Source organism: Micromonospora sp. CA-263727, assembly GCF_050942455.1.
Taxonomy (GTDB): Bacteria; Actinomycetota; Actinomycetes; order Mycobacteriales; family Micromonosporaceae; genus Micromonospora.
The window spans coordinates 1649886-1671673 of sequence record NZ_CP192031.1 but is presented as its reverse complement, the minus strand read 5'-3'; the positions used below and the strand labels follow the sequence as shown (position 1 = coordinate 1671673).

At 73.4% G+C, this 21788-nt stretch carries 19 protein-coding genes; 7 read left to right on the top strand and 12 right to left on the bottom strand.

The annotated features are described in order from the left end of the window. Nucleotides 1–14: 14 nt before the first annotated feature. The 6 genes from ACQPYA_RS07670 to ftsY all read right to left on the bottom strand — a co-directional run bounded on the left by ACQPYA_RS07670 (nucleotide 15) and on the right by ftsY (nucleotide 6507). Nucleotides 15–251 (bottom strand): hypothetical protein, encoded by a 237-nt coding sequence (locus tag ACQPYA_RS07670; RefSeq protein ID WP_433531941.1) that lies wholly within the window; start codon nucleotides 249–251, stop codon nucleotides 15–17. Beyond that, entirely contained in the window at nucleotides 167–2536 is a 2370-nt protein-coding gene (locus ACQPYA_RS07665; protein ID WP_433531940.1) for an HD domain-containing protein, read from the bottom strand. Before ACQPYA_RS07665 ends, ACQPYA_RS07670 begins: the two co-directional genes overlap by 85 nt. An 11-nt stretch (nucleotides 2537–2547) precedes the next feature. Further along, nucleotides 2548–2886, bottom strand: coding sequence for a P-II family nitrogen regulator (locus ACQPYA_RS07660; RefSeq protein ID WP_433533410.1), 339 nt, complete (start codon nucleotides 2884–2886; stop codon nucleotides 2548–2550). 25 nt (nucleotides 2887–2911) lie between these two features. After that, a complete protein-coding gene (locus tag ACQPYA_RS07655) occupies nucleotides 2912–4279 on the bottom strand; it encodes an ammonium transporter (protein ID WP_433531939.1) in 1368 nt (455 codons plus the stop codon). A 170-nt stretch (nucleotides 4280–4449) separates the two neighbouring features. Further along, complete coding sequence (locus tag ACQPYA_RS07650) at nucleotides 4450–5313, bottom strand: phosphotransferase (protein ID WP_433531938.1); 864 nt, start codon at nucleotides 5311–5313, stop codon at nucleotides 4450–4452. 6 nt (nucleotides 5314–5319) lie between these two features. Beyond that, on the bottom strand, nucleotides 5320–6507 hold the full coding sequence (ftsY, locus tag ACQPYA_RS07645; RefSeq protein WP_433531937.1) for a signal recognition particle-docking protein FtsY: 1188 nt from the start codon (nucleotides 6505–6507) through the stop codon (nucleotides 5320–5322). A 147-nt stretch (nucleotides 6508–6654) separates the two neighbouring features. Here ftsY and ACQPYA_RS07640 point away from each other — a divergent pair, with 147 nt between their 5' ends. The 5 genes from ACQPYA_RS07640 to ACQPYA_RS07620 all read left to right on the top strand — a co-directional run bounded on the left by ACQPYA_RS07640 (nucleotide 6655) and on the right by ACQPYA_RS07620 (nucleotide 11663). Beyond that, entirely contained in the window at nucleotides 6655–8349 is a 1695-nt protein-coding gene (locus ACQPYA_RS07640; protein WP_433531936.1) for an alkaline phosphatase D family protein, read from the top strand. A 13-nt stretch (nucleotides 8350–8362) separates the two neighbouring features. Next, complete coding sequence (locus tag ACQPYA_RS07635) at nucleotides 8363–8803, top strand: MarR family winged helix-turn-helix transcriptional regulator (RefSeq protein ID WP_433531935.1); 441 nt, start codon at nucleotides 8363–8365, stop codon at nucleotides 8801–8803. Between the two features lie 111 nt (nucleotides 8804–8914). Further along, nucleotides 8915–10528: an MDR family MFS transporter gene (locus ACQPYA_RS07630; RefSeq protein ID WP_433531934.1), complete on the top strand. Its 1614-nt coding sequence runs from the start codon at nucleotides 8915–8917 to the stop codon at nucleotides 10526–10528. A 5-nt stretch (nucleotides 10529–10533) separates the two neighbouring features. Then, the gene (locus tag ACQPYA_RS07625; protein WP_433531933.1) at nucleotides 10534–11025 is read left to right on the top strand and encodes a universal stress protein; all 492 of its coding nucleotides are present in this window, start codon (nucleotides 10534–10536) and stop codon (nucleotides 11023–11025) included. 116 nt (nucleotides 11026–11141) lie between these two features. After that, nucleotides 11142–11663: a DinB family protein gene (locus ACQPYA_RS07620; protein ID WP_433531932.1), complete on the top strand. Its 522-nt coding sequence runs from the start codon at nucleotides 11142–11144 to the stop codon at nucleotides 11661–11663. A gap of 51 nt (nucleotides 11664–11714) precedes the next feature. On the opposite strand, the gene ACQPYA_RS07615 is transcribed toward ACQPYA_RS07620, so the two are convergent. From ACQPYA_RS07615 to ACQPYA_RS07605, 3 genes are all read right to left on the bottom strand, one after another. Next, the gene (locus tag ACQPYA_RS07615) at nucleotides 11715–12335 is read right to left on the bottom strand and encodes an HAD-IA family hydrolase (protein ID WP_433531931.1); all 621 of its coding nucleotides are present in this window, start codon (nucleotides 12333–12335) and stop codon (nucleotides 11715–11717) included. Further along, the gene (gene smc / locus ACQPYA_RS07610; protein WP_433531930.1) at nucleotides 12335–15949 is read right to left on the bottom strand and encodes a chromosome segregation protein SMC; all 3615 of its coding nucleotides are present in this window, start codon (nucleotides 15947–15949) and stop codon (nucleotides 12335–12337) included. Before smc ends, ACQPYA_RS07615 begins: the two co-directional genes overlap by 1 nt. 229 nt (nucleotides 15950–16178) lie before the next feature. Then, on the bottom strand, nucleotides 16179–16373 hold the full coding sequence (locus ACQPYA_RS07605) for a hypothetical protein (protein ID WP_433531929.1): 195 nt from the start codon (nucleotides 16371–16373) through the stop codon (nucleotides 16179–16181). A gap of 358 nt (nucleotides 16374–16731) precedes the next feature. Between ACQPYA_RS07605 and ACQPYA_RS07600 the strand changes: the two genes are divergently transcribed. Next, nucleotides 16732–18096 (top strand): CAP domain-containing protein, encoded by a 1365-nt coding sequence (locus ACQPYA_RS07600; RefSeq protein WP_433531928.1) that lies wholly within the window; start codon nucleotides 16732–16734, stop codon nucleotides 18094–18096. A 123-nt stretch (nucleotides 18097–18219) separates the two neighbouring features. Then, on the top strand, nucleotides 18220–19047 hold the full coding sequence (locus ACQPYA_RS07595; protein ID WP_433531927.1) for an endo alpha-1,4 polygalactosaminidase: 828 nt from the start codon (nucleotides 18220–18222) through the stop codon (nucleotides 19045–19047). Between the two features lie 22 nt (nucleotides 19048–19069). On the opposite strand, the gene mutM is transcribed toward ACQPYA_RS07595, so the two are convergent. From mutM to ACQPYA_RS07580, 3 genes are read right to left on the bottom strand one after another with little or no spacing between them, the layout of a single operon-like run. After that, on the bottom strand, nucleotides 19070–19927 hold the full coding sequence (mutM, locus tag ACQPYA_RS07590) for a bifunctional DNA-formamidopyrimidine glycosylase/DNA-(apurinic or apyrimidinic site) lyase (RefSeq protein ID WP_433531926.1): 858 nt from the start codon (nucleotides 19925–19927) through the stop codon (nucleotides 19070–19072). Continuing rightward, complete coding sequence (rnc, locus tag ACQPYA_RS07585) at nucleotides 19920–20816, bottom strand: ribonuclease III (RefSeq protein ID WP_433531925.1); 897 nt, start codon at nucleotides 20814–20816, stop codon at nucleotides 19920–19922. The genes mutM and rnc overlap by 8 nt, the downstream gene beginning before the upstream one ends. Further along, on the bottom strand, nucleotides 20813–21763 hold the full coding sequence (locus ACQPYA_RS07580; protein WP_433533409.1) for a phosphate acyltransferase PlsX: 951 nt from the start codon (nucleotides 21761–21763) through the stop codon (nucleotides 20813–20815). The genes rnc and ACQPYA_RS07580 overlap by 4 nt, the downstream gene beginning before the upstream one ends. Between the last annotated feature and the right edge of the window lie 25 nt (nucleotides 21764–21788).

Below are 21788 nucleotides of genomic sequence, written 5' to 3'. Positions count from 1 at the left end.
CAGGGGGCCCTTCCTTACACGGCGGCGAGGACGGCGGTCTCCAAGCGGGCGCGCTCGGTGTCGGTCGGCCAGTTGCCGACCAGGTAGAAGGCGTCCACCACGTCGCCGCCGAGGGTGGCGATCCGGGCCGCCCGGACCTGGACGCCGGCGGCGTCCAGCGCGCTGGTCACCCGGTACAACAGGCCGGCGGCGTCGGCGGCGCGCAACTCCAGCAGCACCGCGTCGGTGGCGGCGTCGCGGTGCCAGACCACCCGCGGCTGCGCCCCGGCCCCCGGGCGGCCAGCGCCCGGCCGCGGAGCCGCTGGGTCACCGACACGTCGCCACCGACCGCGCGGCGCAGGTCGGCGCTGAGCGCCACCGGATCCGGCGGCAGCCCGTAACGCGGCTGCACCCGGCACTCGACCAGGGCCCGGCCGTCCACCGTCGAGGCGTCGGCGGAGAGCACCTCCAGCCGGTGCAGGGCCAGGCAGCCGGCCACCGTCGCGAGCAGTCCCCGCCGGTCCGCCGCGGCCACCGCCACCCGGTCCCCGGTCAGGTGTACGACCGGCAGCGGCCCCGCCACCAGCGTCGGGTCCGGTGCCGGTGGCTCCGGGACGGCACCGGTGTCGAGCATGGTCCGGACCCGGGCGACCAGCTCGGCGATCAACCGCCCCTTCCAGTCCGACCAGGCGGCCGGTCCGGTGGCGGCGGCGTCGGCGCGGACCAGCGCGTGCAGCAGGTCGAGGGTGGTGGCATCGCCGACCGCCTCGGCGACCCGGGCGATGGTGACCGGATCGGCGAGGTCCCGGCGGGTGGCCACCTCGGGCAGCAGCAGATGCAGCCGGACCAGCGTGCCGATCAGCGCCGCCTCCGCCGCGGGCAGGCCGATCCGGGTGGCCATCGCCGCGGCGATCGGCGCGCCCACGATCGAGTGGTCCGCGACGGTGTTCTCGTGCCCCCCGGCGGTCCCGTCGCCCGGCAGTCCCTTGCCGATGTCGTGCAGGAAGGCACCGAGCAGCAGCAGGTCGGGCCGGTCCACGTCGCGGGTGTGCCGGCTGGCCTCGAAGGCGGTCTGCACCAGGTGCCGGTCGAGGGTGAACCGGTGCACCGGGTTGTGCTGGGGCAGGCTGCGCAGCCGGGTCCACTCCGGCAGCCAGCCGTCGATCAGCCCGTACCGGTCGCAGGTCTCCCAGGCCGGGAGCAGTCCCGCGCCGGCACCGAGCAGCGTGGTCAGGGCCGCCCGGGCCTCGGCCGGCCAGGGTGTCGGCAGCGGCGGGCAGTACGCGGCCAGCCATTCGCAGGTGGCCCGGGCGATCGGCAGCCCGGTGGTCGCCGCGGCGGCGGCGACCCGCAGCGAGAGACTCGGGTCGGGACGGGCGCCGATGGCGGTGCGGGCCAGCACCAGTTCGCCGTCGTGCTCGACCACGTCCCGGGCCACCGGCCGACGGACCGGCCGCCCGTCGGCGCCCCGGCGACGGCCGGAGCGCAGCCGGTCGGCGGCGCGGAAGGCGTCGTCCAGGGCGTGGCTGACGGTGCGGGCGTCGCCGGCCACCCGGCGCAGCAGGGCGTCGCCGTCGCCCTCCCCGGGTCGCCGCGCGTCGTCGGGCGGACCCGACGGCGACATCCGTGGCGCGGTCTCCGGCCCGGTCGCCCGCACCCCGGTCGGCGTGTTCTCGGCCGCCGGGCCCGTCCCGGGCGGCGTGTTCTCGGCCGCCCGGCCCTTCCCGGGCGGCGCGCTGTCGAGCGTGTCGGGCGCGAGCGGTCCGGTGCCGGACGGGTCGGACGCGAGTTGCCGCAGCCCGAGCAGCGCCGCCACCCCGTCGCGTTCCTGGGCGAGCAGCCGGTCGACCCGGCGGCCGACCTGCTGGTGCAGCGCGTCGCGGGTGTCCAGCAGCCGCAGGTGCGCGGCGCGGACCGCCGGGCGCAGCGCGTCGGTGATCCCGGCGGTGGCGATGGCGCGCAGCAGGCCGACGTCACGCAGGCCGCCGGCCGCCTCCTTGAGGTCGCCCTCCAGCAGGAACGCCAACTCGCCGTGGGCCTGCCAGCGGGCGGCCGTGGTCTCCCGCAGCGGGGCCAGTTGCCGTACGGCGGTGCGCCGCCAGTGATCGGTAGCGCTGCGTACCAGGGTGTCGGCCAGTTCCTGATCGCCCGCGACCAGCCGGGCGTCGAGCAGGCCGAGGGCCACCTTGACGTCGTCCTGGGCCACCGACAGCGCCTCGGCGACGGTCCGCACCGAGTGGTCCAGCCGCAGCCCGGCGTCCCAGATCGGGTACCACAGCCCGGCGGCCAGCTCGTCGATGCCGGGCACCCCGGCGTGCACCAGCACCAGGTCGAGGTCGCCGTAGGGGGCGCACTGCCGCCGGCCCAGGCCGCCGACCGCGAGCAGCGCGACGCCCGGCCGGGCCGGCATCAGCCGGGCCAGCCAGGCGTCGTAGGCGTCCGCCCGGGCTCGGCGCGCCGTTGCGCCGATCCCGGACGGCACACCGATGACCTCGTTGGCCAGGAGTCCCGCGCCCCGGACAGGCTCCGAGGCCGATCTGGAGGTCAACGAGGTCATCGATGGTGTTCCTACAGGGCGTCCAGGCCGCGCTCGCCGGTGCGGACCCGGACGACCTCCTCGACTCCGGTCACCCAGACCTTGCCGTCACCGATCTTGCCCGTCCGGGCGGCGCTGACGACGGCGTCGACGATCTTCTCGACGTCGATCTCGTCGGTGAGCACCTCCACCCGGATCTTGGGCAGGAACTCGACGGTGTACTCGGCGCCACGGTAGACCTCGGTGTGGCCCTTCTGCCGCCCGTAACCCTGGACCTCGCTCACGGTCAGCCCGGCCACGCCCAGCGTGTGCAGGGCTTCCTTGACGGCGTCCAACTGGTGCGGCTTGATGACCGCGGTCACCAGCTTCATGTCCAACCCCTCCATCTCAGGAACGTTAGCCGGCGACCTTTTCGCTTACCGGTTCGGTGGGCTCGGCCTTCGACGTGGCCGAGCCGGCGATGCCTGCGGCGGCGAACGCACCGCCACCGCCACCGGTGGAGCTGAACTCGTACGCGCTCTCCGCGTGCTCGGCGTTGTCGATGCCCTCGACCTCGGCGTCGGCGCTGGCCCGGAAGCCGATCGTCTTCTCGATCGCGAAGCCGATGAGGTACGCGACCACGAACGAGTAGACCAGCACGGCGATCACACCGACCGCCTGCTTGCCCAGCAGCCCGATGCCGCCGCCGTAGACGAGGCCGTCCTCGCCGGCCAGCACCTCGATGGCCAGGAAGCCGATGAGCAGCGAGCCGATGATGCCGCCGACCATGTGCACGGCCACCACGTCGAGCGAGTCGTCGTACTTGAACCGGTACTTCAGACCCACCGCGAGCGCGCAGACCGCACCGGCGATCACGCCGAGGGCGATCGCGCCCAGCGGCTCCAGGAACGCACAGGCGGGGGTGATGCCGACCAGGCCGGCGATCGCGCCGGAGGCCGCGCCGAGGGTGGTCGGCTTGCCGTCGCGGATCCACTCGACCACGATCCAGCCGAGCACCGCAGCGGCGGTGGCGACCTGGGTGTTGATCAGTGAGACGGCGGCGGCGCCGTCGGCCGCGCCGGCCGAACCGGCGTTGAAGCCGAACCAGCCGAACCACAGCAGGCCGGCGCCGAGCAGCACCATGGGCAGGTTGTGCGGCTTGAACTTGTCCTTCGGCCAGCCGACCCGCCGGCCGAGGACGAGCGCCAGGGCGAGCGCCGCGGCACCGGCGTTGATGTGCACCGCGGTGCCACCGGCGAAGTCGAGCACGCCCAGCTCACCGATCCAGCCGCCGCCCCAGACCCAGTGCGCCACCGGGAAGTAGACCAGGGTGGCCCAGAGGCCGGCGAAGATCAGCCACGGGCCGAACTTGGCCCGGTCGGCGATCGCGCCACTGATCAGGGCGACGGTGATCACGGCGAACATCAGCTGGAAGCCGGCGAACAGCAGGTCGGGGATACCGCCCTCGGTGCCGCTCTCCAGCATGCCGCGCAGACCGGCAGCGGAAAGATCACCGGTGATCCCGCCGACGTCCCCGCTGAAGGCGATGCTGTAGCCGTAGAACACCCACAACAGGCTGACCAGGCCGATCGCGCCGAAGCTCATCATCATCATGTTGAGCACGGACTTGGATCGCGTCATACCGCCGTAGAACAGCGCCAGGCCGGGCGTCATGAGCAACACCAGCGCGGCTGAAGTCAAAATCCAGGCGGTGGCACCAGAATCTAGCTCCGGCACGCTGCCTCCTCTCGGGTTGTCTTCCTCCTTCCCGGCATCGCGCAGCATCGCCCGTACGCCGGTTGCGCGGAAGCCTGATCGCCGGCTGTTTCACCCAGGGTCCCCGGCTGGTTTCCGAACCGTGACGGGTTGTTTCGGACGTGTGAAGAAAGTCGCACACCTCGGCGACTTGGTGGGGGGCGGATCGGCCATTTGGTGCGGGACGTTCCCCCTACGGTTCACTGCAGGGCGTACTCGAGGGCCTGCCGTTCGTAGTCGAGCAGGCGCAGGTCCCGCATGGGCCGGCGCAGGTGGCCCTTGTGCACGATCCGGACGAACGCCGGCTCCCCCGCCGCGGCCATCCGCCGGATGCCCTCCACATGATCGACGATCCGCTTACGGATCGTCCGGATCAGCCGATGCCGGTCGCGCGGGATCAGCCCGTAGGCGTCGGCGAAGAGCCGCAGCCGGCGCGGCCGGTCCGGGTGGGTCCAGCCGAGGGTGATCGAGTCCCGGTCGGAGAAGATCGGTACCCAGGTCCAGGCCGCGTACGCCACGTCGTAGATCCGCGCGCCGGGCGAGGCGAGATCGAAGTCGATCAGCCCGAGGGTGCCGTCCGGCCGCCAGATCACGTTGTGCGGTGCGGCGTCGTGGTGGCAGATGACCTCGGTGTCCGGCGGCGGCGGGCCGAACGAGCGCCACACCGCGCTCGGCGGCGGGACGAAGCCGTACTGGGCGTCGTGGAACATCCGCAGCATGGTGGCGACGGTCACCAGCGCCTCGTCGGTGACCCAGTGCGGGGCCAGCGGATACTCGCCGCACTCCCCCTCCAGGTACGACAGCACCTCCCGGTTGCGCTCGTCCATGCCGAGGGCCCGGGGTGCGCCGGTGAACCCGACGTACTCCAGGTGCCGCAGCAGGGCGTGCACCGAGGGTGTCCACGGACCGGCGTTGCGCCGGACCGTGTCGCCCACCCGGACCACGGTGCTCACGTTCCCGCCGTGCAGGGGGATCTCCTGCGAAGTCACGTACGGTCTCCCGAGGCGCTGCGACGGGTGGCTCGGGTCGCGCCAGCCCGCGTACGCGCGATCGTCTCTGGTCACCCGAGATTACGCGGTCTGGCCGGGGGCGTCGGTGCCCAGCAACGCGTCGACGAACTGCGCGGGGTCGAACGGGGCCAGGTCGTCCGGGCCCTCGCCGAGGCCGACCAGCTTCACCGGGATGCCGAGCTTGCGCTGCACGGCGATCACGATGCCGCCCTTGGCGGTGCCATCGAGCTTGGTCAGCACCACCCCGGTGACGTTGACCACCTCGGTGAAGACCCGCGCCTGCTCCAGACCGTTCTGCCCGGTGGTGGCGTCGAGCACCAGCAGGGTCTCGTCGATCGGCCCGTGCTTGGACACCACCCGCTTGACCTTGCCGAGCTCGTCCATCAGGCCGATCTTGTTCTGTAGGCGGCCGGCGGTGTCGACGAGCACGGTGTCCACGCCGGTGTCGATGCCCCGCTTGACCGCGTCGAAGGCGACGCTCGCCGGGTCGGCGCCCTCCGGGCCGCGGACGGTCTCGGCGCCGACCCGCCCCGCCCAGGTCTCCAGCTGATCGGCGGCGGCGGCGCGGAAGGTGTCGGCCGCGCCGAGCAGCACGCTGCGGCCGTCGGCGATGAGCACCCGGGCGATCTTGCCGCAGGTGGTGGTCTTGCCGGCGCCGTTGACCCCGACCACCAGCAGCACCGCCGGCACGCCCTCCTTCGGCGCGGTGTGCAGCGAGCGGTCCAACGCCGGGTCGAGGGCGTTGACCAGCTCGGCGGCGAGCAGGGCCTGCAACTCGGCGGCGGAACGGGTGCCCAGCACCCGGGTCCGCTCGCGCAGCCGGTCGACGATCTCGCGGGTGGCGTCGACCCCCACGTCGGCGGTGATCAGGCTCTCCTCGATCTCCTCCCAGACGTCCTCGTCGAGCCGGTCGCGGCTGAGCAGGCCGAGCAGCCCCTTGCCGAAGACGTTCTGCGAGCGCGACAGCCGGGACCGCAGCCGTACCAGCCGGCCGGCGGTGGGCTCGGGCACCTCGACCGCCGGCGGGGCCTCGACCACCGGTGGCGGCTCGACCAGGACGCCGGTGGACAGATCGGACTCCGGTGCCTGCACCGGCGGACCGGCGAGGTCCTCCTCCGCCCTGGTGTCGACCTCCGTGCGCGGCAGCGGCGGCTCCGGCCGCCGGCGTAGCCGCGGCACGACCAGCCCGATCCCGGCGAGGATCAGCACGCCGAGCAGGGCGATGGCGACGAGGAGGTATTCCTTCATGCCGAAATCCTGTCAGATGCCCGCGACGGCGTCTCATCCACCGCGCTCTCAAGCCCCGGGTGGCCGGCGGTAGGCTCGGCCAGCCAGCAGTGCTTTGACCGCCGGCGGGGTAGTAAAGAGGGAGTTTCCTCGGCTCGGAGGTTCGCCATGCCCGCCGCCCAACTGCTCATCGGTCCGCTGCTGCGGCGGGTCGTCGGCACGCGGGCCACCGTGTGGGTCGAGACCACGGCGTCCGCGGTGGTCACCGTCCGCACGGTCGACGGCGCGACCGGCACCGCACCCACCTTCTCCGCGTACGACCACCACTACGCGCTGGTGGTGGTGGAGGGGCTCGCCCCGGACAGCAGCACCACCTACCAGGTGCTGATCGACGACGAGCTGGCCTGGCCGCTGCCGGAGAGCCGCTTCCCGCCCAGCGTGATCCGGACCCGCGCCACCGACGACCGGGATCAGCCGGTCCGGTTGCTCTTCGGCTCCTGCCGGGAGACCACCCAGCACGCCACCACCCGCAGGCTTCCCCCGGACGCGCTCGACGCGTACACCCGGCGGGTGCTGGCCGACCTCGACCCGGCGGACCTGCCCGACCTGCTGGTGCTCCTCGGCGACCAAGTCTACGCCGACGAGACCTCGCCGACCATGAAACGACTGCTGCGTCGGCGTCGCCGCCGCCCCCGGGGCGCGCCGAGCGACCAGGTGGTCAGCTTCGACGAGTACACCAAGCTCTACCTGGAGTCGTGGAGCGACCCGGAGATCCGCTGGCTCTTCTCCACCGTGCCGAGCGTGATGATCTTCGACGATCACGAGATCATCGACGACTGGAACACCTCCGCCTCCTGGCGGGCCGAGATGCGCGAGCAGCCCTGGTGGGCCGAGCGGATCGCCAGCGGCCTCGCCTCCTACTGGGTCTACCAGCACCTGGGCAACCTCGACCCGGACGAGATCGCCGCCGACCCGGTCTTCGCGAAGGTGCGCACGGCCGAGGACGCCACCGGGGTGCTGCGCGAGTTCGGCCAGCGGGTCGACACCGAGGCCGACCCGGTGCCGGCCGGCGGTTACCAGTGGAGCTACGCGCTCGACCTGGGCCGGACCCGCCTGGTGATGCTGGACAGCCGGTGCAGCCGGGTGCTGGCGCCGGGCCGGCGGGCCATGCTGCCCCCCGCCGAGTGGTCGTGGTTCGTCGACCGCGCCCACGGCAGCTACGACCACCTGGTGGTCGGCTCCTCCCTGCCCTGGCTGCTGCCGCCCGGCATCCACCACGTCGAGGCGTGGAACGAGAGACTGGCCGACTCGCACCGGCCGTGGGTCGCCGGGCTGGGCGAGCGGCTACGCCGCGCGCTCGACCTGGAGCACTGGGGCGCCTTCCGCCGCTCGTTCGACGCCCTCGGCGCGCTGTTCGCCCGGATCGGCGGCGGCGTCCCCGGTACGCCCGACGACCGCAAGGGCGCCGGCCCGGCGTACCCGCCACCGGCGTCGATCAGCGTGCTCTCCGGCGACGTGCACCACTCGTACGTGGCCCGGGTCCGGTTCGCCGACCCGACCGTACGCACCCCCGTGCACCAGCTCACCTGCTCACCGATCCACAACCAGGTGCCGGCCGGGATACGCCCGCTGATGCGGCTCAGCTGGACCCGTGGCCCGGCCGGCGCGACCCGGGCACTGGCCCGCAGCGCCGGGGTGCGCCGCCCCAGCGTGCGGTGGCGCAAGCTGGCCGGCCCGTACTTCGGCAACGCGGTGGCGACCCTCACCCACGCCGGCCGCACCGCCGAGGTGACCATCGAGGGCACCACCGCCGACGGTCACCTCCGCGAGGTGGCACGGCACCGGCTGACCGACGCCGGCTGAGTACGCTGCCCGAGTGGACGAGCAGTTGCCGGAGAGCCTGCGCGAGGTCGAGCACGAGCTGACCGCACTGCTGCGCCGTGGGCGCGCGATCTCCTGGGAGATCGCCAGCGAGGTGCATCCCGACCTGGAGCCGAACACGTACGGGCTGCTGCTCTGGTTGCGCCGCTCCGGCGCAATCCGCCTCACCGACCTGGCCGCCCGGCTCCGCATCGGCAAGGGCACGCTGAGCCGGCAGATCCAGAGCCTGGAGAGCCTCGGGCTGGTCCGGCGTGAACCGGACCCGAGCGACCGGCGGGCCGCCCAGCTCAGCCTGACCGAGGAGGGTCAGCGCCGGTTCGACAACGCCCGCGCGCCGCGCCTCGGGCAGATCCGCCGGGCCCTGGAGAGCTGGCCACAGCAGGACGTCGAGGACTTCGCGCGCCTGCTCCGGCGCTTCAACGACGCCTGGGGATGACCTCTGCGGAAGCGGAATAGGCCGGCCGCCCGTCAAGTTGTTGCTTGAGGCAACCAAGCCTTAGTGTTTGCCTCAGGCAACAACTCTCGACTCCATCCGGAGGCATCCCCCATGACGCAGGTGACCGCGCCCGCCCGGGCGACCACCGTCAACATGACCCACCGGCAGACCCTGGAAGCGCTCTCCGGCCTGCTGCTGGGCATGTTCGTCGCGATCCTGTCCGGCACGGTCGTCGCGAACGCGCTGCCCCGGATCATCACCGAACTGCACGGCACCCAGTCCGCGTACACCTGGGTGGTCACCTCGACGCTGCTGGCGACCACCGCGACCACCCCGCTCTGGGGCAAGCTCGCCGACCTGACCAGCAAGAAGGTGCTGGTCCAGGTCGCCCTGACGGTGTTCGTGCTCGGCTCCGTGCTGGCCGGGCTCTCCCAGTCCACCGGCCAGCTGATCGCCTGCCGGGTGCTCCAGGGCGTCGGCGCCGGCGGCCTCACCGCGCTGGCTCAGGTGATCATGGCGACGATGATCGCGCCCCGCGAGCGCGGCCGGTACAGCGGCTACCTCGGCGCGGTCATGGCCGTCGGCACCATCGGCGGCCCGCTGATCGGCGGCGTCATCGTCGACACCTCCTGGCTCGGCTGGCGCTGGTGCTTCTACGTGGGCGTGCCGTTCGCCGTCCTCGCCCTGATCGTGCTCCAGAAGACCCTCGACCTGCCGGTGGTCAAGCGCAAGGTGAAGATCGACTGGTGGGGCGCCACGCTGATCACCGCCGCCGTCTCGCTGCTGCTGATCTGGGTCTCGCTGGCCGGCAACACGTACGACTGGTTCTCCTGGCAGAGCACGGTCATGGTGGGCGGCGCGCTGCTGCTCGGTGCCGCGGCGATCCGGGTGGAGAACCGGGCCAGCGAGCCGCTGATCCCGCCGCGGCTGTTCCGCAACCGCACCATCACCCTCTCGGTGGTGGCGAGCATCGCGGTCGGCGTCGGCATGTTCGGCGCCTCGGTCTTCCTCGGCCAGTACTTCCAGATCAGCCGCGGGGTGAGCCCGACCATGTCCGGCCTGATGACCCTGCCGATGATCCTCGGCCTGCTGGTCTCCTCCACGGTCGTCGGCCGGCTCATCACCAGCACGGGACGCTGGAAGCGCTACCTGGTCGCCGGGTCGGCCCTGCTCACCGTCGGCTTCGCGCTGATGGGCACGGTACGGGTGGACACCCCGTACTGGCTGCTGGCCAGCTTCATGGCGCTGGTCGGCATCGGCGTCGGCATGACCATGCAGAACCTGGTGCTGGCCGTGCAGAACACCGTCGGCACGCACGAACTCGGCGCGGCCAGCTCGGTGGTCGCCTTCTTCCGCAGCCTCGGCGGCGCGGTCGGCGTCAGCGCGCTGGGTGCGCTGCTGGGCCACAACGTCAAGCGGTACCTCGCCGACGGACTGGCCGCGCTCGGCATCCCGACCTCGGGCAGCGGCGGCAGCACACTGCCGGACGTGCACACCCTGCCCGCCCCGATCCGGGCGGTCGTGGAGGCCGCGTACGGGCACGGCGCCGGGGACATCTTCCTGGCCGCCGCGCCGTTCGGGCTGATCGCCCTGATCGCGGTCCTCTTCATCAAGGAGGTGCCGCTGCTGCGACACACCGGCGGGCCGATCGCCGACGAGGTCGAGCAGGAGTCGACCGTGGCCGCGGGTGGCGGCGCAGCCGTGATCCCGACCGGTCGGGACTGACCCCGGTGAACAGCCCGGTCGATCGCGAGCAGTACGGCCCGCAGGCCCGCCCGCTGCCGTACGAGCGGGGCACGGACGGGCCGCGGGTGGTCCTGGTCGGCGTCGACGGCAGCCGGACCTCGCTGCGCGCCGCCGCGTACGCCGCCGGGCTGGCCCGCCGCCAGGGCTCCGGGCTCGTGGTGGTCTTCGTCAGCTCGCCGGCCGCCTACGCCACGATGATCTCGGGCGTGGTGGCCGGTGCCGTCCAGCAGACCCACGACGAGCTGGCCGAGGAGCTGCGCCAGGAGTGCCGGCGCGGCGCCGACGAACTGGGAGTGCCGGTGACCTTTCTGGGCCGGCGCGGCGACGCGTACACCGAACTCTGCGCCGCGGCCGACGAGACCCGGGCGGACCTGGTCGTGGTGGGCGCCTCTGAGCAGGCCGGGCACCGCCTGGTCGGCTCGGTCGCCACCCGCCTGGTCCGCACCGGCCGCTGGCCCGTCATCGTCGTCCCCTGAGCGAAAGGAAGGGCCCCCTATTAACGCCTAGCGTTGTATAGGGGCCCCCTCCTAACATTTCGGCCCGGCCGAAATCGTGTCGCCGGTGGTCGGGTGCGACGTTCAGGATGGCGGGCATGACCTGGCGAGCACCGGAGATCGACCGGACCCCCGAGCCCTACATCGGCGACGAGCGCACCATGCTGGATGGCTGGCTCGACTACCACCGGCAGACCCTGCTGCTCAAGTGCGCGGGGCTGACCGCCGAGCAGTTGAAGACCGCGAGCGTCGAGCCGTCCGGGCTCACCCTGCTCGGCCTCGTGCGGCACATGGCCGAGGTGGAGGCCTGGTGGTTCCGGGAGAACTTCCGCGGCGAGCGGGTGGCCTACGCCTACTTCACCAAGGAGGATCCGGACGCCGACTTCGACGCCCGCGACGCCGATGCCGAGGCCGACTTCGCCACCTTCCACCAGCAGGTGGAGTTGGCCCGCGCCGCCGTCGCCGGCCGATCCCTCGACGAGACGTTCACCGAGGTCCGCCCCAAGCAGCGGACGTTCAACCTGCGCTGGGTCTACGTCCACATGATCGAGGAGTACGCCCGACACAACGGCCACGCCGACCTCCTCCGCGAACGCATCGACGGCGTTACCGGCGAGTGACCCGATCACACGGAACGCCCCCGGAGGGGCAATCGGCGTACCAGGATCCGTTCAGGTGGCCAGCGCGGCGCGGAGGTAGCGGAGGTCGGCGGGGCTGGTCCAGCGGTGGGCGGAGAGGCCGGCGACCCGGGCGCCGCTGACGGCGCGGTCCTCGTCATCCACGAAGAGCACCCGGGCCGGCGGGGTCTCCAGCGCCCCGCAGGCGGCCTGGAAGTACTCCGGCGCCGGCTTGTGCACCCCGATGACCGAGGAGTTGACCACCACGTCCAGCTCGCCGGTGAGATCGAGCGCGGCCAGGTCGGCGTCGAGCAGGTCGGTGGCGTTGGTGCCGAGCCCGACCCGGATGCCGGCCGCCCGCACCTCGCGGACGAACGCCAGCACCTCGGGATCGACCTCACCGCGGTACCGCTGCCACTGTGCCACCGCGGCACGGGCCCGCTCGGCGTCACCCAGCGACGGGGTGAGGGCGTCCGCCACGCTGGTCATCCAGTCGGCATGGCTGACCTGGCCGGTCAGCACCGGTTGCAGACGCCCCCACTGCATGGCGATCTCGCCGAGCACGCCGGCGGAGAGGCCGTACTCCCGCTCCACCCCGGCGGCGACCGCCGGGTCCCACCGCCGCAGTACGCCGTCGAAGTCCACCAGGAGCGCCGTCGCGCGTTCCCGAGCCACTACCCGTTCTCCTCGCCGCGGCCCTGCCGCTCGTCGTCTCCGTCGGCCCGGTTGAGCCGTTGACTGATCACCTGGGTGACCCCGCCGCGCATGGTCACGCCGTACAGCGCATCGGCGATCTCCATGGTGCGCTTCTGGTGCGTGATGACGATCAGCTGGCTCTTCTCCCGCAGCTGGGCGAGGAGCGTGATCAGCCGGCCCAGGTTGACGTCGTCGAGGGCCGCTTCGACCTCGTCCATGATGTAGAACGGGCTGGGCCGGGCGCGGAAGATCGCCACCAGCATCGCCACCGCGGTCAGCGACCGCTCGCCGCCGGAGAGCAGCGACAGCCGCTTGATCTTCTTGCCGGGCGGGCGGGCCTCGACCTCGACGCCGGTGGCCAGCAGGTCGTCCGGGTCGGTGAGCACCAACCGGCCCTCACCACCGGGGAAGAGGACGGTGAAGACCTGCTCGAACTCCCGGGCGGTGTCGGCGAAGGCGCTGGCGAAGACCTCCAGGATGCGGTCGTCCACGTCCTTGACCACGGTGAGCAGGTCACGGCGGGTCGCCTTGAGGTCCTCCAGCTGCTCGGAGAGGAACTTGTAGCGCTCCTCCAGCGCAGCGAACTCCTCCAGGGCGAGCGGGTTGACCTTGCCGAGCAGGGTCAGTTCCCGCTCGGCCTTGGCGGCCCGCTTCTCCTGCACCGGCCGTTCGTAGCGGACCGGCTCGGGCACCGGCAGGCCGTCGCGCTCGGCGGCGGCCACCTCGGCCTCGGTCGGCGGCACCGGCTGACCCGGACCGTACTCGGCGATCAGCGTCTCGACGGTCAGGCCGAAGTCCTCGGCGGCCTTGGCCTCCAGCTGTTCGATGCGCAGCCGCTGCTCGGCGCGGGCGACCTCGTCCCGGTGCACCTGGCTGGTCAACCGCTCCAGTTCCGCGCCGAACCGCTTCGCGGCGGCTCGCACCTCCTGAAGCTCCGCCTCGCGGGTGGCCCGCTCGCGCGCCACCGCGTCCCGGTGCTCCTCGGCTCGGGCGATGCTGGTGGTCAGTCGGGTCAGGGCCGCCCGCGCGCCACCCGCGACGGCCCGGGCGATGCCCGCGCCGCGGGTACGCGCCGCCCGCCGGGCCGCGGCCCGTTCCCGGGCGGCGCGTTCGGCGGTGGCCTGCCGGCGCAGCGAGTCGGCCCGCCCGGCGATCGAGGCGACCCGCTCCTCGGCGGTACGCACCGCGAGCCGGACCTCCATCTCGTTCTGCCGGGCCTGCGGCACCATCGCGGCGAGCTGGTCGCGTTCCTCGGTGGAGGGTTCGGCGTCGATCGGGGTCGCCTCCGCCAGCCGCAGCCGCTCCTCCAGTTCGGCCAGGGCGGTGAGGTCCCGTTCCCGGGCCGCCTCGGCGCGGGCCCGCGACTCACCGAGGCGGTCGGTTTCCGCCTTCGCCGAGCGGGCGGCGGCGCCCAGTTCGGCCAGGCGGCGGGCGGCGGCGTTGCGGTGGCTCTCCGCCTCCCGCTTGGCGGCGGCGGCGTGCTGCACCCGCTCCTTGGCCTCGGCCACGGCGGCCCGCGCGTCGACCAGTTGTTCGCGTAGGTCGGCGCTGCTCCGCTCGGCGGTGAGCCGGTTGGCCCGGGCCTCCTCGACGGCCGCCTGCACCTCGATGTAGCTGGGTGCCTTCGCCGACCCGCCGGCCGCCGCGTACGCCCCGACCACGTCACCCTCGCGGGTGACCGCCCGCAACTCGGGGTTGCCGGCGACCACCTCGGCGGCGGCGGCGAGGTCGTCGACGAGCACCACGTCGCGCAGCGCCCGATGCACCGCCGGCCGGAGCTGGGCGTCGCAGTCGACCAGGTCGGGGGCCCAGTGGGCGGCGTCGGGCAGCTTCGGGCGCAGCGCGTCGGCCGAACCGGCCATCCCCGGCCCGGCGGGGCTGCCGACCAGCAGCCCGGCGCGCCCGGCGTCGGAGATCTTCAGCAGCCGCATCGCCTCGACGGCCTCGTCCACGCCGGTGACCGCCACCGCGTCGGCCAGTCCGCCCAGGGCGGCAGCGAGCGCCGCCTCGTGGCCGGGGGCGACCGTGAGCAGGCCGGCGAGGCTGCCCAGCAGGCCGGGCACCTGGTCGGCGCGGGCCAGCAACGCGCCGGCGCCGTCCTTGCGGCGCAGGCCGAGCGCGAGCGCCTCCTCGCGGGCCTTCCAGGTGGCGGCATCCTTCTCCGCCGCCCGCTCGGCGTCGGAGAGGGACCGGACGATCGCCTGCGCCCTCTCCTGTGCGGCGACCGCCTCGGCGTGCCGGGCATCCAGGTCGGCGTTGTCGCGGTCCGCCTCGGTGGACTGTTCGGCGACCGCGTCCAGGTCGGCCTGCGCCCGCTCGGCCCGGCCCAGCGCGTCGGTGTGCGCGGCGGCGAGCCGCTCGATCTCCTCGCCGCCGCTGGTGGTCCGCGCTCGGGCGGAATTGACCTGCCCGGTCAGCCGGGCCAGCCCTTCCCGCCGGTCGGCGATCGCCTTCGCGGCGGCCACCAGCTCCCGCTCGGCGGCGGCGAGCTGCCGTTCCAGCTCCTGGCGGTGCTCCACCGCCTCGGCCAGGCGGATCTGGTCGTCGGTGAGCGCCCCGCGCAGCTCCTCCTCATGCTCGCGGACCCGTTCGGCCTCGGCTTCCAGCTGCTCCGGGTCGCGGCCCGGGCGCTCGTCGTCCGGCGTGGCGCTCAGGTGGCGCAGCCGCTCCACGGCGAGCTGCTCGATCGAGCGGAACCGTTCCTGCAACGCGGAGAGCTTGTACCAGGTGTCCTGGGCGGCGGCCAGCAGCGGCGCGTCGGAGGCGAGCGCCTCCTCCAGCTCGCCGAGGCGGGCCTGCACCTCGGCGTGCTCGGCCTCCACCTGCTCCCGACGCTGCCGCAGGGCGGTCTCGTCGGCGATCTCCTTGTCCAGCGTGGTGCGCAGGGTGGCCAGGTCGTCGGCGAGCAGCCGCAGCCGGGCGTCGCGCAGGTTGGCCTGGATCACGGCGGCCCGCCGGGCCACCTCGGCCTGCCGGCCGAGCGGCTTGAGCTGGCGGCGCAGCTCGGCGGTGAGGTCGGTGAGCCGGTTGAGGTTGGTTTGCATCGCGTCGAGCTTGCGCAGCGCCTTCTCCTTGCGCTTGCGGTGCTTGAGGACGCCGGCCGCCTCCTCGATGAAGGCCCGCCGGTCCTCCGGCTTCGCGTGCAGCATGCCGTCGAGCCGGCCCTGCCCGACGATGATGTGCATCTCCCGGCCGATGCCGGAATCCGACAGCAGCTCCTGGATGTCGAGCAGCCGGCAGGAGTCGCCGTTGATCTCGTACTCGCTCTCGCCCGAGCGGAACATCCGGCGGGTGATGGAGACCTCGGTGTACTCGATCGGCAGGGCGCCGTCGGTGTTGTCGATGGTGAGGGTCACCTCGGCCCGGCCGAGCGGGGCCCGGCCGGCGGTGCCGGCGAAGATGACGTCCTCCATCTTGCCGCCACGCAGCGCCTTCGCGCCCTGCTCGCCGAGCACCCAGGCGATGGCGTCGACGACGTTGGACTTGCCGGAGCCGTTCGGACCCACCACGCAGGTGATCCCCGGCTCCAGCTTGAGCGTCGTCGCGGAGGCGAAGGACTTGAAGCCCCGCACCGTCAGGCTCTTGAGATGCACCTTCTCGATCCTCGTCCGTGGCCGCCGTACCGTCGCCCGGCTGCGCGGACCCTGGTAAACCCGCAGACTAACCCGGGACCGGCCGGCCCGCGCCACGCGACCCGCCTGGCGGGCGCCGGAGGAGGCGGCCGTGACCAGCCGACCGGGGTACGCACAGAACTGCGCGCCGGCACATGGTGTCGGCGCGCTGCGGTGCGGTGGTGCTATTCGGTTGTGGCGACCAGGTGGGTCAGGTCAGCGCGGGCTCGGCCAGACGGAGCAGATCGTCCGCCTCTGCCGCAGCCGCCGCGAGCCGATCGTTCTCAGCGCGCAGCCGGGTGACCTCGAACTCCAGTGACTGAACCCTGGCACGCAGTCGGGTGACCTCGTCGAGCAGACGCCGGTCGGGCGCTGCACTTACGTGGCCAAAGAGGGCCTTCGCCATGTTGACTCCTTGATTTGCGCTGCCGGAGAGGCCGGCCAACGCGCGCCCTTGTGTACGCGACTACCATTCCCAACAAATTCTGGGCATGGCCGGGCGCGACTGGCGACATCTCCATAGTGAGCCGACAGCCCCTGCTTCGTCAAGTTCACGCAGGCCGTAGATCATCTCGGGTGTCCACCTGGCCCGTCGCCGGGGGTCGCCGCAAGGCGCGAACACGCTCTGTCCGGACGCCCCGACTCTACGCTCCGAATCGCCGGAACACCTCGCCCGGACGGGCAGGCTCCTCTTAACTCTTCCTTAGCCACATTGCCGCTGCTCAAAACCACCACGTAGCGTCACCCCGGCCCGTAATCGACCCGTGGAGGCGACAGGCGTGCACGGCAGCAACGATCCGTTCGACCCGGAGCAGACCGCCCGGCGACCGGAACCGCAGACCGACGAGCCGGCCTGGTTGACCGACCGACCGGCGCCACGGTCGTCGTATCTCTTCGGCGACGAGCCGGAGGGCGCGTCCAACGGGTGGTACCAGGACCAGCCGACCGAGCAGTGGGCCGTCGAGCCGAGCTCCGGGTACTACGAGCCGACCACCGGCGGCTGGCCGGTGGACGGGCCCGCCACGCCGGCCGGCCAGGCCACGGACCGGACCGCCCGGCAGGGCGTGGACTGGACCGCGCGTCACGCCGCGCCGGACACCGAGCGTTACCACGCCGAGCGTCACGACACCGGGCATCACGACACCGCGAACCAGTGGCACGGCGGGCCGGACGATCTCCGGCCCGGCCGGTACGACGTGCTGGACCACGGCCGACCCGAACTGACCGACCGCCGCCGGTACGACATGACCGACCACGGCCGGTACGACATGCCGGAGCAGTACGGCGAGCCGAGCCTCGTCCGCCATGGTGCCGCCGGAACCGGCGGACCCGACGTGGCAGCGACCCGGACCAGCCGCCCCACCTCCGGCCGGAGGTCGCGGCGTCCCCTGGTGCTGGGCGGCGCCGCCGCGGCGGCCACCCTCGTGGTGAGCATCGGCGTCGCGGCCCTCGCGCTGCCCGGTGACGACACCCGGGCCGACAACACCGCCGGCGAGAGCATCGTCGCCAGCACCCCGGCGCTGGCGGAGGAGGAGCAGGACGTCGCCGTCGAGGCGTTCGACGACCCGAGCCCCAGCCCGAGTCTGAGCCCCTCACCCAGCACCGCCGCGCCGTCGGCCTCGCCGAGCCGGGCCAGCCGGCCCACGCCCGCGCCGTCGCGCAGCACGGCGACGTCGCCGCTGAGCGTCGAGCGCCAGGGCAGCCCGAGCCGCGGCACCTCGGCCTCGGCCACCCCCTCCACCGGCGCCACCTCCGAGGCGGCCGAGGTCGTCGCGCTGGTCAACGCGGAGCGGGCCAAGGCCGGCTGCGACGCGTTGAGCATCGACGAGAAGCTGATGACGGCGGCCCAGCGGCACAGCCAGGACCAGGCGGACACCCAAAACATGTCGCATACCGGCAGCGACGGCAGCGACCCCGGCACCCGGATCGACCGGGTCGGGTACGCCTGGCGGACGTACGGCGAGAACGTGGCCTGGAACCAGAAGACGCCGGCCGCGGTGATGGAGGCCTGGATGAACAGCCCCGGACACAAGGCGAACATCCTGAACTGCGCCTTCACCGAGATCGGTGTCGGCGTGGCGAGCAGCAACGGGCCGTACTGGACGCAGGTCTTCGCCGCGCCGCGCTGAGTTGTGTCGCGGAGGCCTGCGAGTCCTTGTCGGGTCTGTGGTCGTTTGACCGGGTGAGGTACGCCAGCGCCGGCGTACCGGCTCGGGCGGCGCAACGCCGCCCCGCGACCTGCGGAGCTGCCGATGCGCATCGGGCTGGGCGGGCGATCGGCACGCCGGGCGCTGTCGGCCGGCCTGACGCTCGCGCTGCTCGCCACGGTGGCCGCCTGCCGACCCGACCTGCCCCCGCCCGGAGCGCCGACCAGCTGGCCGGCCGCCTCCACCCGTTACTGGCAATGGCAGTGGCAGCTGTCCGGGGTGCTGGACCCGGCCGTCGAGGCGGACGTGTTCGTGCTCGACCCGATCACCACCACCGCGGCGCAGACCACCGAGCTGCGTTCCCGGGACCGCCGGCTGGTCTGCCAGGTGCACGTCGGCTCGGTCCACCCCGAGGACCCGGACGCGAGCCGGTACCCACCGTCGGTACGCGGCGCCGCCACCGACACCGGGCGCACCTGGCTGGACGTACGCCAGTGGGACACCGTGCGGCCGGTGCTGGCCGACCGGTTCCGGCTCTGCCGGGGCAAGGGCTTCGGCGCGGTGGTGCTCGCCGACGCCGACGGCTACCACCAGTTTTCCGGCTTTCCGCTGCACTTCGACCACCAGTTGCACTTCAACCGGCGGGTCGCCGCGCTGGCCCGCTCGCTCGGCCTCTCCCCCGGCCTGCTGGGCGACCTGCCGCAGGTCGCCGCGCTGGCGCCGGACTTCGACTTCGCGGTCAACGAGGAGTGCGTACGGCTGGGCCAGTGCGACAGGCTGCTGCCCTTCGCCGACGCCGGCAAGCCGGTGTTCCACGTCGAGTACACCGGCGACACCACGGACTTCTGCGTCACCAGCATCGGCTACGGCTTCGCCTCCATCCGCAAGAACCAGGTCCTCGACGCCTGGCGCCTGCCCTGCCCACCACCGTGACCGCCGGCCCTGCGGCGCGAGGTCAGCCGCGCAGCGCGGCCCGGGGGCGGGGCTGGCAGCGGGGGCAGCTGTACGACGAGCGGTTCATGAACGGCTCGCGGCGGATCTGCGCGCCGCAGCGGCGGCAGGGCTGCCCCTCGCGTCCGTACACGTTCAGCGACCGGTCGAAGTAGCCGCTCTCGCCGTCGACGTTGACGTAGAGGGCGTCGAAGCTGGTGCCACCTGCGGTGAGCGCCTCACCGAGCACGTCCCGCACGTGGCCGAGCAGCCGCCGGGCGGCCGGGCCGGTCAACGCGTCGGTCGGCCGGACGCCGTGCAGCCCGGCCCGCCACAGCGCCTCGTCGGCGTAGATGTTCCCCACGCCGGAGATCAGCGTCTGGTCGAGCAGGGCCCGCTTGACCTCGGTACGCCGGCGACGCAGCCCAGCGACGAAATCCGCCTCGGCGAACTCCGGGTCCATCGGGTCCCGGGCGATGTGCGCGATCTCCGCCGGCAGGGTGGCGCCGCCCTCGCTCACCGACAGCCCACCGAACGTGCGCTGGTCGACGAAGCGCAGCTCGGGGCCGTCGTCGGTGAAACGGAACCGGACCCGCAGGTGCGTCTCGTCGGGCGTGGCGGCCGGTTGCAGGAGCAGCTGACCGGACATCCCGAGGTGCCCGACCACCGCGTCCCCGCTGTCCAGCGGCAGCCAGAGGTACTTGCCGCGCCGGCGCACGTCGAGCACGGTCCGGCCGGCCAGGACGTCGGCGAAGTGCGCGCCGCCCGGCAGGTGCCGGCGGACCGCTCTCGGGTGGCGTACCTCGACCGCGCCGATCCGCCGGCCGATGACCCAGCGGGCCAGCCCCTGCCGGACGGTCTCCACCTCCGGCAGCTCAGGCACGTCGGGCCTCGGCCTGGATCTCGCCGACCGTCCCGGGCCGACCGTCGCCGGCCATGCCGCCGGCCGACTCACCGCCCGCCGGCGAGGAGCCGACCGACGGGGCCCGGCCGCTCTTCCCGGCCGCGGGCGAGGAGCCGACCGGGGCGGCCCGGCCGCTCTCCGCCTCGGCCTCGGCCACCGCCTGCTCGTTGAGCGTCCGCCAGGCCGACTCCGCCGCCCGCTGCTCGGCCTCCTTCTTGCTCCGCCCGTCGGCGCCGCCGTACCGGTTGCCGGCGACCACCACCCACGCGGTGAAGGTCTTCAGGTGATCCGGACCGGCGCCCTCGATCCGGTACTCCGGGACACCGAGACCCAGCGCGGCCGTCAGCTCCTGGAGGCTGGTCTTCCAGTCCAGCGCGGCGCCCCGGCCGGCCGACTCGGCCATCAGCGGGTCGAACAGCCGGTGGATGACGAGGCCGGCGGTGTCCAGCCCGTATTCGAGGTAGATCGCGCCGAGCAGCGCCTCCAGGGTGTCGGCGAGGATGCTCGCCTTGTCCCGGCCGCCGGTGGTCTCCTCACCCTTGCCGAGCAGCAGGTACGGGCCGAGCCCGTCCGGGCCCAGGCCACGGGCCACGTCGGCCAGGGCACGCATGTTGACCACGCTGGCCCGCAACTTGGCCAGCTGCCCCTCGGGCAGGTCCGGGTGGTTGTGGAAGAGCGCGGTGGTGATCACCACACCGAGCACCGAGTCGCCGAGGAACTCCAGCCGCTCGTTGGTGGGCAGGCCGCCGTTCTCGTACGCGTACGAGCGGTGGGTGAGCGCCCGCTCCAGCAGGTCCGGATCCAGGGACACGCCGAATGCGGCCTCCAGATGGCCGATGGAGGGCCGCCGTCGCTTGTCGTTGCTCATGTGCGTACCTCGGTGTCGGTCGTGCGATCGGTGCGGGCGCCGGCGAGCAGCGCGGCGACCCGGTCGGTGGCGTTGCGCCGCCAGAGATGGGCGGCCAGGGCGATGCCGGAGGCGATGTCGTCGGGACGGGCGGCTCCGTGGCAGACCACCACCGTCCCGGCCACCCCGAGCAGGGCGGCCGCCCGGGGTGCGTCCCCGCCGGGGGGCGGCCCGCCGGCCATGGCGTACGCGCCCTCGACGGCCTTGAGCAGCACGTTACCGGTGAACCCGTCGGTGACCACCACATCGGCGCGCGTGCCGAGGCAGACGTCGTACCCCTCGACCAGCCCGACGTAGCGGGCCTCGCCGGGCAGTGCCGCGGCGCTGAGCACCGGATCGGCCAGCCGGCGGGCGCGGTCGCCCTTGCCGTGCTCGGTGCCCACCGAGAGCAGCCCCACCCGGGGCGCGGCGATGCCGTGCGCGATCGCGGCGTACCCGGCGCCGAGCACGGCGTGCCGGGCGAGCGTCGCCGGACCCGGCTCAAGCGAGCCGCCGACGTCGAGCAGCACGACGGGGCCGGAGACGGCGGGCAGTGCGGCCACGAGAGCCGGGCGCCGGACGTCGGGCCAACGGCCGAGGCCGAGAGCGGCGGCGGTGACGGTGGCACCGGTGGACCCGGCGGAGACCAGCGCGTCGGCCTGCCCGGCGCGGACCGCGGCGACGGCGGCCCGGACGGTGCTCTCGGCACGGGCGGCGGTGGGATCGTCGGCCATCTCGACGGCCGTGTGCGCCGGCCGGAGGGTGACCCGGACGCGCTGGTCCGGGTCGAGGGCATCGATCAGCGCGCCGGCCGCCTTGGTCGGGCCGACGAGCAGGAGGTGTAGATCGGCATCGGCACGCATCGCCCGTAGAGCGCCGTCCACCACTACGGCGGGAGCATCGTCCCCGCCGAGGAGGTCAACGGCGATCCGTGCGGTGCCCGGCTCCGTGGCG

Bases quoted from the DNA above. Each gene is read 5' to 3' on its own strand.
- ACQPYA_RS07595 (WP_433531927.1), top strand. From the start codon at position 18,220: ATGCGCATCGGGCTGGGCGGGCGATCGGCACGCCGGGCGCTGTCGGCC.
- rnc (WP_433531925.1), bottom strand. From the start codon at position 20,816: ATGAGCAACGACAAGCGACGGCGGCCCTCCATCGGCCATCTGGAGGCC.
- ACQPYA_RS07605 (WP_433531929.1), bottom strand. From the start codon at position 16,373: ATGGCGAAGGCCCTCTTTGGCCACGTAAGTGCAGCGCCCGACCGGCGT.
- ACQPYA_RS07655 (WP_433531939.1), bottom strand. From the start codon at position 4,279: ATGCTGCGCGATGCCGGGAAGGAGGAAGACAACCCGAGAGGAGGCAGC.
- ACQPYA_RS07660 (WP_433533410.1), bottom strand. From the start codon at position 2,886: ATGAAGCTGGTGACCGCGGTCATCAAGCCGCACCAGTTGGACGCCGTC.
- ACQPYA_RS07630 (WP_433531934.1), top strand. From the start codon at position 8,915: ATGACGCAGGTGACCGCGCCCGCCCGGGCGACCACCGTCAACATGACC.
- ACQPYA_RS07665 (WP_433531940.1), bottom strand. From the start codon at position 2,536: ATGACCTCGTTGACCTCCAGATCGGCCTCGGAGCCTGTCCGGGGCGCG.
- ftsY (WP_433531937.1), bottom strand. From the start codon at position 6,507: ATGAAGGAATACCTCCTCGTCGCCATCGCCCTGCTCGGCGTGCTGATC.
- ACQPYA_RS07640 (WP_433531936.1), top strand. From the start codon at position 6,655: ATGCCCGCCGCCCAACTGCTCATCGGTCCGCTGCTGCGGCGGGTCGTC.
- ACQPYA_RS07620 (WP_433531932.1), top strand. From the start codon at position 11,142: ATGACCTGGCGAGCACCGGAGATCGACCGGACCCCCGAGCCCTACATC.